The sequence below is a fragment of the Kinneretia sp. DJ1R-11 genome (assembly GCF_025717595.1).
Classification (GTDB): domain Bacteria; phylum Pseudomonadota; class Gammaproteobacteria; order Burkholderiales; family Burkholderiaceae_C; genus Paucibacter_A.
The window spans coordinates 258,181-273,654 of sequence record NZ_JAJIRR010000008.1; the positions used below are offsets into that span (position 1 = coordinate 258,181).

General features: G+C 67.6%; 10 protein-coding genes. 6 read left to right on the forward strand and 4 right to left on the reverse strand.

Translation table 11 applies throughout. The features are described 5' to 3' along the window. Positions 1-44 precede the first annotated feature (44 nt). Both LNV23_RS15225 and LNV23_RS15230 read left to right on the forward strand, forming a co-directional pair. Complete coding sequence (locus LNV23_RS15225) at positions 45-1,625, forward strand: NADH-quinone oxidoreductase subunit L (RefSeq protein WP_263563738.1); 1,581 nt, start codon at positions 45-47, stop codon at positions 1,623-1,625. Between the two features lie 30 nt (positions 1,626-1,655). Further along, positions 1,656-4,226: a YbcC family protein gene (locus LNV23_RS15230; protein WP_263563739.1), complete on the forward strand. Its 2,571-nt coding sequence runs from the start codon at positions 1,656-1,658 to the stop codon at positions 4,224-4,226. A 9-nt stretch (positions 4,227-4,235) separates the two neighbouring features. Here the strand turns inward: LNV23_RS15230 and LNV23_RS15235 are convergent, their stop codons facing one another. After that, on the reverse strand, positions 4,236-4,430 hold the full coding sequence (locus LNV23_RS15235) for a hypothetical protein (protein WP_263563740.1): 195 nt from the start codon (positions 4,428-4,430) through the stop codon (positions 4,236-4,238). A gap of 200 nt (positions 4,431-4,630) precedes the next feature. Here LNV23_RS15235 and LNV23_RS15240 point away from each other — a divergent pair, with 200 nt between their 5' ends. The 4 genes from LNV23_RS15240 to LNV23_RS15255 all read left to right on the forward strand — a co-directional run bounded on the left by LNV23_RS15240 (position 4,631) and on the right by LNV23_RS15255 (position 9,606). Further along, a complete protein-coding gene (locus LNV23_RS15240; protein ID WP_263563741.1) occupies positions 4,631-5,140 on the forward strand; it encodes a PH domain-containing protein in 510 nt (169 codons plus the stop codon). Beyond that, the gene (locus tag LNV23_RS15245; RefSeq protein ID WP_263563742.1) at positions 5,133-6,701 is read left to right on the forward strand and encodes a PH domain-containing protein; all 1,569 of its coding nucleotides are present in this window, start codon (positions 5,133-5,135) and stop codon (positions 6,699-6,701) included. Before LNV23_RS15240 ends, LNV23_RS15245 begins: the two co-directional genes overlap by 8 nt. Before the next feature lie 102 nt (positions 6,702-6,803). After that, positions 6,804-8,216 carry a sensor histidine kinase gene (locus LNV23_RS15250; RefSeq protein WP_263563743.1) on the forward strand — a complete coding sequence of 471 codons (1,413 nt, stop codon included), beginning with the start codon at positions 6,804-6,806 and terminating at the stop codon, positions 8,214-8,216. 4 nt (positions 8,217-8,220) lie between these two features. Further along, the gene (locus tag LNV23_RS15255; protein ID WP_263563744.1) at positions 8,221-9,606 is read left to right on the forward strand and encodes a sigma-54-dependent transcriptional regulator; all 1,386 of its coding nucleotides are present in this window, start codon (positions 8,221-8,223) and stop codon (positions 9,604-9,606) included. A gap of 14 nt (positions 9,607-9,620) precedes the next feature. Here LNV23_RS15255 and LNV23_RS15260 read toward each other — a convergent pair whose 3' ends face one another. From LNV23_RS15260 to LNV23_RS15270, 3 genes are all read right to left on the reverse strand, one after another. Beyond that, complete coding sequence (locus LNV23_RS15260) at positions 9,621-10,937, reverse strand: leucine-rich repeat-containing protein kinase family protein (RefSeq protein ID WP_263563745.1); 1,317 nt, start codon at positions 10,935-10,937, stop codon at positions 9,621-9,623. Positions 10,938-11,080: 143 nt separating this feature from the next. Beyond that, on the reverse strand, positions 11,081-11,809 hold the full coding sequence (locus LNV23_RS15265) for a hypothetical protein (protein WP_263563746.1): 729 nt from the start codon (positions 11,807-11,809) through the stop codon (positions 11,081-11,083). Between the two features lie 14 nt (positions 11,810-11,823). Next, positions 11,824-15,474 (reverse strand): RHS repeat domain-containing protein (locus LNV23_RS15270; protein WP_263563747.1); only part of this gene is annotated, 3,651 nt, incomplete at its 5' end.

Consider the following 15,474-nt stretch of genomic DNA (forward strand, 5'->3'; position numbering starts at 1 on the left):
CCGGCAAGCATCATTCGCGCCATTCTTTGGAAACGAGTGTCGCGATGACCCTGTCCCTGCTTGTGTTCGCCGCCGGCGCCTTGGCGCCGCTGGTCTTGATGTTGCTGGCGGCGCTGCTGCCCCGTCTTTCTGGCCTGCCGGATGCTGCGCTTTGGCGTGTCTTTCATGGTCTGTCTGTCACGGCCCTGTTCGGCAGTGGCTTGGCCCTGGTGCTGGGGCCTCAGGTCTTGCCCTTGTCCTTGCTGCCTTGGGTGCAGGCTTCGCCTTTGGCCCTGGGTCTGGCTTTGCTGGTGCAGTTGCTGGGTACCGTGATTGCCGGTTTCTCTGCGCGCTATCTGGAAGGCGAGGCCGGCCAGCGGCGCTGTGTGGCGGCCCTGGCTGCCGTGCTGGCGGGCGTGCATCTGCTGCTGCTGGCTGACCATTGGCTGGTGCTGATCGCGGCCTGGGCTCTGGTGGGCATGGCCTTGCAGCCTTTGCTGTGCTTTTACTCGGAGCGCCCCTTTGCGCGCCTGGCTGCACACAAAAAGCGCATCGCCGATCGCCTGGCCGACGCCTTGCTGATCGTCGCTGCCGCCCTGGCCTGGACCGAGGTGGGCAGCGGCTCGCTGTCGGCCTTGTGGGCGCATCTCGAGCGCGAGGGCATGTCCGGCGCTTTGCAAATCAGTGCCGTCAGCCTGGTGCTGGCCGTCATTCTGCGCACGGCCTTGCTGCCAGTGCATGGCTGGTTGATCCAGGTGATGGAGGCGCCCACCCCGGTGTCGGCGCTGCTGCACGCCGGCGTGGTCAATCTGGGCGGCTTTGTGCTGATCCGCTTTGCGCCTTTGTTGGAGCAGGCGGCGACGGCCCGTGTCTTGCTGCTGGTCTTCGGGCTGGGCACTGCGGTGCTGGCGGGCATGGTGATGCTGACCCGTATCAGCATCAAGGTCCGCTTGGCCTGGTCCACCGTGGCCCAGATGGGTTTCATGCTGCTGGAATGTGGCTTGGGCCTCTACACCCTGGCGGCGCTGCATCTGGTCGGTCATTCGCTTTACAAAGCCCATGCTTTTCTGTCGGCCTCCTCGGTGTTGCGGCAGACCCGCTTGCAGGCCTTGCACGGCCTGCGCACGCCCTCGGCCCCGAGCCTGCTGCTGGCGCCGGCCCTGGCCCTGGGTGTGGTGCTGCTGACCCAGACGCAGGCTCAGGCAATGAGCGGCGGCACGGCCTGGCCCGTCTGGTGGAGTGCGGTGCTGGGCCTGGCCTGGGCGCCGCTGCTGTGGCTGCCGTCTTTGCAGGCCGGGTTTCGCGCGCTGGCTCAGCAGGCGCTGTCCGGTGTGTTGATGGTGGCCGGGCTGAGCGGCGTCGCTCTGCTGGCGCATGCCTTGCCGCTGGGCATCACGGACCGGCCGCATGACACGCTCGGCTGGATCGCGCTGGTCGGCATGTTGACGCTCTACCTGGGCCTGGCCTTGCTGCAGCTGCGTCCGCAGGCGCTGCGCAGCTGGCGCCGCTGGAGCTATGCCGGTTTTTATGTAGACGAGGCCTACACCCGGCTGGCGCTGCAGCTCTGGCCTTCCGCCTGGGCACCGGAGCACGCCAAACCCGCGGTCTTCCCGCTGCGCCCGGAACCGGCTCGCCTGGGTGCTTGAGCTGAACTGAACTGAAAACGAGGACCCACCATGATCGCAACCTTGAATGCCCCAGCTCGCCCGGACGCGGCGGAACGCCGCCCGGCCGGCGCCGCATGGCGCCCGGAGACGGGTCTTTACGCTCAGGTCGAAGCCGCCTGCCTCCAGGCCTGCCAGGCCATTGCGCCCGCCTGGCCCTTGGATCGGGCGATCGCGGTGAACCCCCATTGGTCCCGCATCGGCATGCCGCTGCGCCAGGTGGCGGCACGCATGGCAGTGCTGGGCGGCATCCAGGTGTTCCCGCCGCGGGCGCTGCAGCAGCAAGCCTGGGATGCGGGCCGGATCCGCCCCGCCGATCTGGCCCATGCCCTGAAACAGCTGCCCGGCGCCGCGGCGGCCGGTCTGAGCGCCGAGGCCTGCCTGGACGCCTTGCGCGCGGGCCAGCCGCTGGATCAGCTGCCCCTGCTGATTGACGTGCTCGACAACGATCCCAAGCGCCACAGCCGTCTGTCCTGGCGCCAGGCCATCACGCATCAGGTCAGCCAGACCTGCGCGGCCTACTTTGACGAGCACCAGGCGGACTGGCAGCCTGAGCGATCACAAGGCTTGTACGCCTTCTGGCTCGACACCTTGCAGCACGATCACGGCATCGGCCTGCTGATGGGCCTGCCTCATCTGGGTCGTGCCATCGACGCGCTGCCCGCCACCCGGCAGGATGCCGAACGTTGGGTGCTGCAGCGCCTGGGCCTGCCGCAGGCGGTGTGGGCTGACTATCTGGAGTCGGTGCTGCTGACCGTCAACGGCTGGGCATCCTGGTGTGCCTACGAGCGCTGGCAGGCCCGACTGGACGGCCGGCCCGAAGGCGCGGAAAGCGCTCTGCGTGACCTGCTGGCCATCCGCCTGGCCTGGGGCGCGCTTTTGCTCGAATGCAAGGAAGACGGCGCCGCGGCAGGAGCTTTTGTGGCGCTGCAGAAGGCCTGGCAGGATGCACCCGCGCTGCTGCGAGCGGCCGAGAAAACGCTGGTGATCGACGAGGTCTGGCAGCTGGCGCTGGAAGCGGGCTACCAGCGTGGCCTGGTGCAGCGCCTGCTGGCCGCGCCCGGTGCCGCGGCGCAAGCCTCGAGACCCGAGGTGCAGGCCGCCTTTTGCATTGACGTGCGCAGCGAGCTGATGCGCCGCGCGCTGGAAGCCGCCTGGCCCGGAGTCCAGACCCTGGGCTTTGCCGGTTTCTTCGGTCTGCCGGTGGCCTACACGCCGCTGGCCACCGAAGCGCGCCGGCCGCAGCTGCCGGGTCTGCTGGCGCCCGCCATGGAGGTGCGCGACTGCCTGCAGCCGGCCGCCGCTGTCGACACGGACACAGAGGCCGCTCTGGCGCGAGACGCCGCGCGCGCCCGCCAGGCGCGCTTCGCCTGGTCCGACCAGTGGCAAGCGGCCAGCCGCTGGCCGGGCGCCGCCTTTTCCTTTGTGGAGGCGGCGGGTTTCGGCTATCTGGGCAAGCTGGGGCAATGGTTGCGCCCCGGCCTGCAGACCCGGGCACGAGACGATCTGGACGGCCTGCCGGCCCGCTACCGGCCGATCTGCCGTCCGCGCGTTGTCGGCCTTGATCTCAGTGCCAAGGTGGCGCTGGCCGGCCGCGTGCTGCACGCCATGGGGCTGGAGCGCGATCTGGCGCCCCTGGTGCTGCTGGTCGGCCATGGCAGCCAGTCGGCCAACAACGCCCATGCGGCGGCGCTGGATTGCGGCGCCTGTTGCGGCCAGACCGGCGAGGTCAATGCGCGCAGCCTGGCGCAGCTGCTCAATGAGCCCGCCGTGCGCGCCGGCCTGCAAGCCCAGGGCCTGGCAATTCCCGAGGGCACCGTGTTTGTGGCTGCCCTGCACAACACCAGCACGGACGAGATCGAAGGCTTCGATCTGGACCTCTTGCCACCGGACGCGCGTGCGCGCTGGCAGCGTTTGCAGCCGGTGTTCGCGCAAGCCGGTGACCAGGTGCGACGGCAGCGGGCGCCCGCGCTGCAGCTGGACCCGCGCGGCTCGCACGAGGCGCTCTTGGATCAGCTGCGCCGGCGTGCCAACGACGGCGCGCAAACCCGGCCGGAATGGGGCCTGGCCGGCAACGCGGCCTTCCTGATCGCGCCCCGCCAGCGCAGCCTGGGCGTCGACCTGGCCGGCCGCTGCTTCTTGCATGACTACGACGCCGAACAGGATGCGGACGGCAGCGTTTTGGAGTTGCTGATGACGGCGCCCATGTTGGTGACGCATTGGATCAACTGGCAGTACCACGCCTCCACCTGCGATCCGCAGCGCCTGGGCAGCGGCAACAAGCTGCTGCACAACGTGGTGGGCGGCACGATCGGCGTGTTCGAAGGCAATGGCGGTGATCTGCGCATCGGTCTGTCACGCCAGTCGCTGAACGACGGGCAGCGCTGGCTGCATGAGCCCCTGCGCCTGACTGTGGTCATTGACGCGCCGCAGGCCGCCATCGATGCCGTGATCGCCAAGCATGAGGTGGTCCAGCAGCTGCTGGATCACCGCTGGCTGCACCTCTGGCGCTTTGATGATGCTCAGCAGTTTGTCCGTTATGAACAAGGGGCTTGGCTGCCGGTTCAGACCGGCAAAGTCTGAACGGAGCGTTCAGCGCTCGCGGTAGCCCAGCAGGCGCGCCGGCAAGAAGAGCAGGGCGCGCAGCAGCGCGAACACCGCCTCGACGCTGATGCCGATCAGTCGGAAGGGCAGGCTGATCAGCCAGACCAGAGGCCAGAGCAGGAGCGCCAGCAAGGCCAAGGGCCAGCACAGGATCAGCAAGATCAACCAAAGCAGCAGTTTCATGGCCTGGCCTCGTGAGGGCTGGGAGTGGAGTCAGGCGGCCAGTCTAGGGTGGCCGGCTTGGCCGCAGCGACGGCATGCGACAGGCTGCAGCACGGCGTGCATGGGTCGCACACAGGGCCTTGTCGCTGCAGGTGGGAAAACCGCGAGCCCGGCGCTCGGTGACGCCATGCACAATCCGGCCTCGCAGGAGGATCAAGTGCATGAATGAACCCGCAGCGGCCGCAGCCGCCATCACCCCCTTGGGCAAGCTGCCGGCCCTGCGCGGCTGCTGGCGCTTGGTCACCGGCCTGGGCCTGGGCCTGGCCGGACTCGCCGTTCCGGTCCTGGCGGAGCTGATCGTGCAAGAGCAGCCCGAGGATCTGAACGGGCTGCGCTGGCTGCTCTGGAGCCTGCCCGTGCTGGGCCTGCTCTTCGGTCTCTGGCTGGCCGATCGCCGCTTTGTGCTCTACGGGGCCGAGCTTCATGCCGGCGAAGGCGTGGTGCTGCGCCGCGGCGTCTGGTGGCGCAGCGAGATCTGGGTGCCGATGGCCCGTCTGCAGCATCTCGATGTTTCGCAAGGCCCGCTGGACCGGCTCTGGGGCATGGCCAGCCTGAGCCTGCACACGGCCGGTTCGCACGACCACCACACCTCCATCCACGGCCTGCCCTTGGCCCAGGCCCATGCCTTGCGGGACACCTTGCTGCCGCGCCAGCGTGCCGAGCATGACTGAAGCTGCCCGATCGGAGCCGGCCTTGAACGGACGCCTGCATCCCCTGTCTTGGGTGTTCGGCGTGCTCGCTTTGCTGCGCCATCTGCTTGCACCCTTGCTGGCGGTGCTGGTGCTGGGCCAGAAAAACCAGGATTGGGTGTTCTGGGCCGCACTGCCCATGAGCGCGGCTGCGCTCTGGTCGGTGCTGCAGGCACGCGTCTACCGTTTCGAGGCCAGCGGCGGCGAGCTGCGCTTGCGCGAAGGCGTGCTGGACCGAACGCAACGCCACATTCCCTTTGCCCGCATCCACAACATCACCCAGCGCCGCCACCTGCTGCATCGGCTGCTGGGTGTCACCGAGTTGCGCTTGGAGTCGGCCGCAGGCGGCAAGCCCGAGGCGGTGATGAAGGTGCTGAGCCTGGCGGCGGCGGCGGAGCTGGAGGCCTTGCTGCGCGGACAAGGCGCGGAGCCCCAGGCTGTGTCTGTTTCTGCGGCCGAGTCTGAAGCAGCAGGTGTCACCGTGCCGCCCACGCGCCTGCTGTTCAGCCTGCCGGCGGGCGAAATCGTGCGGCTCGGCCTGACATCCAACCATGGCTTTGTCCTGGTCGCGGCCTTGTTCGGCAGCAGCATGCAGAGCGAGTGGACGCGCAAGGCCTTTGCGAGCACCGTGGGCCCGCTCTCGCGCAGCGTGGCGCACACCATCGAAGCCGAGCTGCACACCCAGCGCTGGCTGCATCTCGGCCTGAGCTTGTTGGCCGCTTTGTTGATCTTCATGCTGCTGACGCGCTTGCTCTCGGTGGCGCTGGCCTTTCTGCGCTACCACGGCTTCCGCCTGGAGCAGCAGGGTGAACGGCTGCTGGCCATCCGTGGCCTGAGCACCCATGTGCGTGCCGGCGCCCGCCTGCCGCGTCTGCAGCGCTGGGAGTTGCGCAGCAGCTGGCTGCAGCGCCGTCTGGGCCGGGTCTGCCTCTCGGTGACCGTGGCCGGCGACAACAACCAGCAGGAACACCACAGCGGAGTGGATGGCGCCGGCCGCTTCAGCGAGCTGGCGCCGCTGGCGCGGCCAGAGCAGGCGCAGGACTTGCTGCGTCTGTGCTTGCCGAAACTTCACTGGGAACAGTTGGTCTGGCAGCCCCTGGCACCCGCGGCCTTGCGGCGGCGTCTGTACGGCCTGGCGCGCTGGCTGCTGCCCCTGCTGGGTGTGCTGGCGCTGTTGGACGGGCTGCTCGCCTGGCTGCTCCCCTGGCCGGGCTTGCTCTCGGCGAGCGTGCTGCTGCTCGCGCTTTGCTACTTGCATGCCCGTGCCTGGGTGGCCAGCGCCGCATTTGCCGAGGCCGGCGATGTGCTGCTCTACCGCAGCGGCGTCTTCACCCAGCGCACTGTCATTCTGGCCTTGCCCAAGCTGCAGTCACTGCGCCTCTACAGCTCGGCCCTGGACCGTCATCTGGGCCTGATGCATCTGCAGGCCGACACCCAGGGCGGCAGCCGCCAGAGCCGGGCCCTGGACATGCCCTGCCTGGCCGAGACGCAGGCGCGCGCGCTGCTGCAGAGGCTGTGGGCCGGCATCAGCCGGCCGGTGTGAGGGGCAAGTGTGGACCGCGTGCTGTCAGCCTCGGTTCACCTGGCGCAGCGATGATGGGTGGAAGCAGCTGCTGATCTTGCGAAGGAACACCGAGCCATGCCCATGAGTTCCGCCCCCGCCGGCCGAGCGGCCGACCCCGGCACGGTGCCGCCGGCCGGTGCCGGACCCTTCCGCCTGACGCGCTGGTTCATCGGCCTGGCTGCCTTGGTGATCGTGCTGATCGCCGTGGCCCATGTCTGGGCGATTTCACGTTTCCTGAGCGAGCAGCTGTTCCAGCGCGAGGCTGCCACCTCGCGCGACTTTGTGCAGAACGTGCTGCTGGCTGACGGCTCCTACGCTTATCTAGAGCGGCCCGAGGACGCGTCGGCACGTGAGCGATTCAAAGGCTCGGTCCTGCACCTGAGCCATATGCCCGATGTCTTGCGAGCCAATGTCTACCGACGCGACGGCCAGGTGCTCTGGTCCAGCAACCCGGGCCTGATCGGCCAGCGTTTTGCCGACAACGATGAACTCGAGGCCGCCGAACGCGGCGAGCTGGTCGTGCACGCCGGGCGCATCAGTCCGGATGAACGCAGCAAGGCCGAGCATATTGGACTGGCGGCGGCGGTCAGCTTCTATGTCGAGACCTACATCCCGGTGCTCAATCCAGCCGGTCAGGTGGTCGGGGTGATCGAGCTCTACAAGGCGCCGCTGGCCCTGACCGAGGCCATCGAGCGCGGCCGCTTGCAGGTGGCCGGCATGGCCCTGGCTGGCGCGCTGCTGCTGTTTCTGAGCCTCTACGGCCTGGTGCGCCGGGCCGACCATGTCATGCAGCGGCAGCATGCCCAGCTGCTGGAGGGCGAAACCCTGGCGGTGATCGGCGAGCTCGCCGCCTCGGTGGCGCACAACATCCGCAACCCTTTGGCCTCGATCCGCTCGGCCGCCGAGCTGAGCCTGGAGGCGCCGCAAGAGCATGCGCAAGAGTCGGCGCGTGACATCCTGGCGGAGGTCGACCGCATCTCCCAGCGCATCAGCGAACTCTTGCGCCTGTCTTCGTTGGGGTCTGCCAGCCCAGAGCGTCTGGCCCTGTGGCCCCTGCTGCAAAGCTGCGTGGCTGAGCAGCAGGCGGCCTTTCAGCGGCGCGGCCAGCGCTTGGTGCTGGGCGAGGCTTCGGAGGCGGATCGAACCGCGGCTCTGATCCGTGGCGACGCGCAGCTGCTGCGTTCCATGATCGAGAGCCTGCTCAGCAATGCCAGCGAAGCCATGGTCGGTATGGCCGAGGGCGCCGAGGCGCGGATCGAGCTCGACCGCACGCGCCGTGGCTGTTGGCGTCTGCGCCTGCTGGACCGCGGCCAGGGCATTGCCGCCGGGCAGCATGAGCAGGTGCTCCGGCCCTTCTACAGCACCAAGCCGCAAGGGCTGGGTCTGGGCCTGCCGCTGGCGCGCCGCATCGTCGAACGTCTGGGCGGCCGGATCTGGCTGGAGCCGCGCTCCGGCGGCGGCACCTGCGTCTGTATCGAACTTCCACAAGCCTGAAGCCATGGCCAGTCTCTTGATCATTGATGACGAGCGCGTGTGGCTCAAGAACGCGGCGCGTTTTTTGGAGCGCGCCGGCCACAGCGTGCGCACCGCCGGCACCCTGGCCGAGGGCCTGAGCGCCTTCCAGGCCGAGGCGCCCGATGTGGTCTTGCTGGACTACCGCCTGCCCGATGGCAGCGGCTTGGATTTCATTCGCCAGGTGCGCCCGCGCGACGCGGCGGTGCACATCCTGCTGGTCACCGGCCACGGCAGCATCGAGCTCGCGGTCGATGCCATGAAGGCCGGTGCCGATGATTTGCTGACCAAGCCGGTCGGTTTGAGTGAGCTGCGCGAGCGCCTGGCCCTGATCGGTCAGGCCCAGCGTGACGCGGGCCGGCTGCGTTACTTTGACGCCCGCGAACGCGAGGCCAGCCAGAGTCTGCTCGGTGATTCCGAGGCCATGCAGCAGCTGCGCCAGCGCATCGCCCGTTTGGCGGCGGTGCAGGCCGAGGGCATGCTGCCGCCGGTGCTGATCACTGGCGAGACCGGTGTCGGCAAGGAGCTGGTGGCTCGGGCCTGCCATTTCCAGAGCGATCGTGCGCAAGCGCCGTTTGTCGAGATCAACTGCGCCGCGATTCCCGCGCCGCTGCTGGAGAGCGAGCTGTTCGGCCATGAGCGTGGCGCCTTCACCGATGCCAAGGAGCGCCGCCAGGGCCTGCTCGAGGCGGCCGATGGCGGCACCTTGTTCCTGGACGAGGTCGGCGAACTGGACCTGGGCTTGCAGGCCAAGCTGCTCAAGGTGATCGAGGACGGGCGCTTTCGCCGCCTCGGCGCGGTGCAGGAGCGCCAGCTGGCGCTGCGCATCGTCGCCGCCACCAACCAGGACCTGGAGCAGCGGGTGGCGGCCGGCCTGTTCCGTGCCGATCTGTACTTCCGCCTGCGCGTGCTGCCCTTGCAAGTGGCGCCGCTGCGCGAGCGCGGTGCGGATGTGCTGCTGCTGGCCGGCCATTTCTGCGAACAGTTCGCCAAACGCTACCGTCGACCGGCCATGCGCTTGTCCGATTCGGCCTTGGCTGCGCTGCGGGCGCATTGCTGGCCCGGCAATGTGCGCGAGCTGCGCAATGTTATTGAGCAGGCGGTGCTGATGGCGCCGGGCGCGCAGATCGAGGCCTTGGATCTGCTGCTGCCTCGCTCATCCGCTGAACCGCAGGCCGGCGCGCCGCCCCTGCCCAACGCGGAGTTAGCCGCTGTCGATGCCCCCGGTTCACGCCTGGATCGCATGGAGCGCGAGGCCTTGCTGCAGGCCCTGGCCGCCGCGCGCGGCAACGTCAGCCAGGCGGCGCGCGAGCTGGGCATCAGTCGCGACACCTTGCGCTACCGCATGGAGAAGCACGCCATCGTGCTCTGAGCGCTCGTGGGGACTCAGGCGCTGACTGCGTCCAGCTGCCCCAGGATCTGGGTCCAAGTAGGCCGGCGCTCGGCCTGCTCGTCCAGGCAGGCATCGCGAAGTGCGTGCAGCGATGGTTCTTGAGCTTCGCTGCAGCGCGCCAGCAATTCCTCCAGCAGGCAGCCGAAGGCGCGCACCTCGATGCGCGCTACCGCTTCGCGCTGCGCCACGCTGGCCGCGCGCGGCAAGAAGGACGCCGCACCAAAGTCCCCGAGATAGGCCAGACCCTGGCCGTCGTGCAGGATGTTGTGGGCGTAGAAGTCGCCATGGCAGAGGTCGCGCTCCTGCAGCTGGGCCAAGGCCGAAGCCATGCCGCGGGTGATGCGCAGCAGGGCGCTCAGGCTGAAGTGGCTGCCTTCGGCATAGACATCGCGGCTGCAGCTGGCCAAGCTGGGCGGGCCGGCCAGGCTGCGGAAGGCCGGGCTGATCAGATCAAGCACCAGTCCCCGGGCCTGGCTCGGGTGTTCGCTCAGGCGCGCGCGCAGCGGGATCAGGTTGGCGTGGGCGCCGGCCTGCAGGGCCGCGGCCATCTCGCTGTCGGGCAGGCCGTCGCTGGTGACCTCACCCTTGAAGACCTTGACGGCGACCGGCTCAGCCGCATCGATGTGCAACGCACGGTGGATCACGCCGGACGCGCCTTCGCCGAGCTGCGCCTCCAGCCGCAGCTGCGGCCAGGGCAGGGCGGGCAGAGGCGTGTGCGCCAACGCGGCTTGCTCCAACTCGCGATTGAAAGGGTTGCCGCCGAAGGCCAACCAGCTCAGGCGCGGCAACTGCAGCAGTGCTTCGGGCAGGGCTTGCAGTTCATTGGCCGAGACGCGGATCAGCTCCAGTGCCCGGCATTGCAGCAGCTCGGGCGGCAGCGCGTGCAAGCGGTTGCCTGCCAGGGCCAGCTTTTGCAAGCGCGTGCAGCGGCCGATCTCGGGCGGCAGCGCTTCGATGCGGTTGTCGGTCAGGATCAGCCAGCGCAAGCGCGCAGGCAGGGCCGCCCCGCTGAACCGCTCGATGCGGTTGCTCTTGAAACCTACCATTTCCAGCTGCGGGCAGCGCCCCAGGACTTCGGGCAGCTCGCTGAACTGGTTTTGGGAGGCGAACAGGATGCGCAGGCGCGGCAGACTGGCCAGCCAGTCGGGCAGCTGGCTCAGCGCATTGCTGGAGACGTCAAGCACTTCCAAGCTGTCGGCCAGCTGGAGGATTTCATCGGGCAGGGCCTGCAGGCCGGCGTGTCTGAGGTCCAGCTGCGAGCTGCCTTTCAAGGCGCCGCTGCGCAGCGCGTGCAAGTTTGCATAGGTCATGGCGGCAGGATAGCCGCAGCGCATTCCGAGCCTCGCCGGTGAGCCGCATCGCAAGCCTGGCGGATCCCAAGGACAACAGCGGCCTTTTGAGGCGCCGGCGTCAACGCGCCGACTCAGAGTGCCCCTTCACTTGCTTGCGAGGCTCAGGGTGAAAGCGCCTTGCCGTTGACCTTCACGGCGCGACCGACAAAGGCTTGTGCCTCCCATGGCTTGCCGAGATCGAACAAGGTGGAGGACCGGGCCAGCCCCTGCTCGTGCCAGGTCTTGCCCTGGTCCGCCGAGGTGAAACGCAGCACCGCTGTGATCTGCCCGCGGGCGACGGCGTCGTAGAACCCTTGCTCGGCCAGCAAGGTCCCCTGTGAATCCAGTCCGAAGGCCCAGCCCGCCGGGTAGGCCAGCGCCTCCTGCTTCAGCAAGCGCTGATGGGTTTCGCTGTACTCGGCCTTGGACGAGGCCACGCCCATGCGGTACAGCGCCTGCGTCGGCAGGCGCTCGCCGGAGGGCAGGAGGACGAGGTCGTGGAGGCTGAAGACGATAGAACCCTGGGCACCGTAGCCGCTGCACTTGTAGGCAGCGACGTCCGGGGCCATGGCTTGCCGGTCTGAGTCTTCGGTCAAGGTGATGGGGCGACCCCCGGCCGGGCGCAGACGAACGCTGTACGCGCCCTGGTCGTGGTGGGTCCGGTCGCTGCGCGGATGTGGATTGACGGGCAGCCACAGATAGCGGGACTTCAGCTCGATGCGATGGCCGCCGGGGAGTGCGCAAGTGGCCGTGTCCGTGCGCGGGACCTGGGCCAGGGCGAGCAGTGGAAGGGCTGCGGCGAGCCCTCCCAAGATGGTGGGCCTCAGCAGGCGCCAGGTCAAACGATGCATGACAACTCCCGGGTTCAGTTCTTCTTGGTTCGGTTGGCGTATCCGACGCCGGCGCCGTCGATGGCCGTCTTGTCCATCTTGAAGACATCCTGCATCGTCTGACCGCCGACCATTTTGCCGGCAGCGTTGTCGTACAGCTTTTCGATCTCCTTCAGGGTGTGAGCGACGGCCAAGGAGAAGGCCAGCCGATGTCGGTTGGTGATGGGTTGCGCGACCATGATCTTGTCGCCCTTCACCAGTTCGGACTCGGCTTTTCCGTCGACTGAATACCAATGCAACTCGAACTTGGCGGGTGAGGCCACCTTGGTCGTGGGCGGCTTGCCCGAATAGGTTTCCACTTTCCAGTAGTACTGGTTGGCGGCATTGAATTCGGCAGTTTCCGTGGCGGTGAATTTGTCTTCGTCTTTGACGGTTGAATCGTGGTCCTTGCCCCAGTAACCGTGGGTGGTCTTGTCTCGTTCGCAGACGATGTCGCCCTTGCCGAGGGCGCTCTCCTTGCCGCAGACCTTGTTGGTCTTGTCGTAGTCCGGCAAAGTGGGCACGCTGGTCTCTCCTAACTGTACAGTCCCCGTGTACAAGGTTCTCAGGGCCGAGTCACTGAGGTCTTCGTCCCAGATGCTGCGCATGTTCTTTCCCTTGGGAATCCAGCCGCATTCCAGCTTTTCCTTGCCGTCCTCCTTGTATTTGTTCTCCACCTTCCCGCCACGGTTCAGCCCGTCTACCCAGTTGCTGTGGGCGTAGAAGTCAGCCAAGGCATGGGTGTTCTGACCAAAGGCCCCCAGCAGCGGGCTGATGTCGCCGCGCCCGTCACCTGCGGCCACATTCCAATACTTGCCGCGATTGCTGTCGACCGCCTGCAAGGAGTTCTTGATCCAGTCCAGTGAGTAGCCGTCAGCCAAGGTGGTGCAGGCTTCATCCTTGCACATGGGCCCATCATGGGGGTTGTCGAAGTGGTTGAGGGGATTGAACTGCCCCCCGCCCTCGATGCCAGGGCCGCCAACCCCGGACTTGGGGAAGGGGTGGCTGGGATCCACGGCGTCGCTCTGGTAGTTGTTCTTGATGACTTCGTCGATGAAGAACTTCGAGAAGCGATTGCTTTCCTTGCCGTTGTAGATGGCAAAAGCAGCGCGCACGATGTCGCCGTGCCCGTCGTCGCCCACCTGCATCGGGCCATTGAAGGCATCGCTCTTGTTGAAGAAGTACTTGACCGGAATTTCGAACAGTCCCAAAGGGTCGATGCCTCGGTACGGATGACCGCCCAGGTAGGCATAGCGATCCGCGCCGTCGACGGCGCCGAGTGGATCGGGGCTGATGTAGCGCCCGCTTCTTGGGTCCAGATAGCGATGGACGTTGTAGTACAGCCCGCTCTCTTCGTCGGCCACTTGCCCCGCAAGTCGCAGGAGGGGGGCGTCCGGGTGGCGTTCAAGGCCAAAGGCGCTTGCCGAAGCTTGCCAGCGGGTGCTGCCTTGCTCGTCGCGCAGCGTCAGCGGCAGCCCGCGCCAGTCCGTTTCCAGGCTGAAGGCCTGCTTCCCACGCAGCACGGTATGCGCGCGGTGGTCGGTGTAGAGGAACTGCTCCGAGATCTTGCCCGCGCCGTCCGCAAGCGCGACCAGCCGGTGTTGGGTGTCATAGAGATACTGGTAAGTCTCAAGCCCCTTGCCCGGCTGCTGGACCTGCTTCAGTGTCCGATTGCCTGCCGCATCGTACTGATACCGCGCGGCAAGTTCACCATTCACGCGCAGAAGCGCCTGCAGCTGATGTTGCGCATTCCATTGCAGGCGCAGGCGCTCGCCAGCGAAGGGCCCAGACGCAGGCGTCCAATGCTGCAGTCGGCCAAAACCGTCGACGGCCGGTGCATGCGTGGCCGGGGCGGGCGCGGGAGGCTGAGGCGAGGCCGCGGCGACCCGGGCCTCCGCAGCGGCTGGACTCGGTGTCGCACTGCGTTCCCAGCGGGTGTGTGAACCGTTGCCATGGACGAGCGCCCGCTGTCGGCCTGCGTCGCTGCTCAGGCTCTTCACCAATGAGTCTTGCGTCCAACTGGCCGGCAGGCGTGTGGCGAGGGCCAGCGCCCAGTTCGGCTTGCTTTGGAACAGACGGGCAAGCCACGGGCGCAGTCGGGACAGGTGCAAATCCTGGGGGCCGACTTGCCCGTAGCGCAGCACTTGCTCATCCGGCAGCTCTCGCCACTGCAGGCGCCCCTGTGCGTCGTAGCCGAAGCGTTCTTTGAACCGGCTGGGCTTGGCCTGGCCCGGCACGGCGCGTTCACGCTCATGCAGCGTGATGAGTCCGAGGGCGTCGCGGGTGAAGCGCTGCGTCTCACCGCAGCCGCTGATCTCTGACAGCAGAGCGCCTTGATAGCGATAGTCTTCCTCGCAGGCTGTGCCGGCGGCATGGCCCTGGCTGCGATGGCGGACCAGGCGGCCCGCCGCGTCGAAGTACATCCACTCATCCGTCCGGTCCTCAGCGCCGAGCGCTTCGCGCCTTTGATGCTGGACCGCCAATAGGCGTCCACCGTCCATGAGCGTGGAGAAGCTGGTGACGATGCGGCCGTCTTCGGGGTCCCGGCTCAGGACTTCTCGTCCGAAGTCGTCCTGCAGCCGCGGCCGCTCCGGCAGCCGCGCGGACTGTGCGTGGGCTTCGCTCAGGTCATCGCGCACGGCGGCGGGAATCTGTAGCGCCTGCAAATGCATCTGCCCTTCCAGCCCCAAGCTGGCCAGCACCTGGCCGCCGGCGTCCCTCAGCCACGCACGGCCGTCGATCACGGCGCCCTCGGACGTTCGAAGCGTGGCGGCCAGCAGGCGGCTCTCCGCGTCATAGGACCACCGGTGCTCAGTGCCATCCGGCAGCATCATGCGTGCCGGGCGCCCCCATGCGTCGTAGTCCAGGGTCTGGGCAGTGTCAGGCTTGCCGCTGGAGGACCGTTTGACGCGACGTCCCAGGGCGTCGTAGCTGGCCTCCAGCAGGACGAGCTCGCGCTGCCCCTCAGACTGAGCGCTGCCACCCGCGAGCAGGCTGCCACGCCGCAACACACGCGACACCTGCGATGCGGCCACGCCGCTGTGATGCCAGGTCCATTCGGTCTCAATCTGCCGGTGACCGTCGATGAGTCGCACCAGCTGCAGATAGCCCAGCGCGTCATGTTGCCATTGCCAGTGCTGAGGTCCGGGGGTGTGTGCACTGATGGGCATGAGACCCTTGGTATCCCAGTCCAGTCGCGTCACATCCGAGTCCTCCGGCGTCCCCTTGGGTCCATTGGGCAGCGGTCCGTCAATCTCGGCCAGCACGCTCTTGCCGGCGATGAGGGTGTAGCGGTAGGTGGTGGAGCGTTCCAACGGGCTGGGTTTCGCCTGGCCTTCGGCATCGATAGGGCTCCAGCCGCGCTCGCTGATGCGCAAGACCTGACCCTGTTCATTGAACTCGAAGGCGGTGCTGCGCGTCTTGCCGGCGATCACGCTGGGCTGGCTGACCAGGCTGGGCTGCTGGCCCAGGGCGATGCTGCCGTCCGGGAACTTGCGGTCTTCGTAGTCATAGCGCTGCAACCACTGCGGTGCTTGCGGCTGGCCGGCCACCGAGTTCTGGCGGGCGATTTCGACCAGGCGACCGTGGCGGTCGTAGCGACGCAGCTCGGCCTGCAGGGGCTGGCCCTGCGCGTCCAGCTGGGTGCT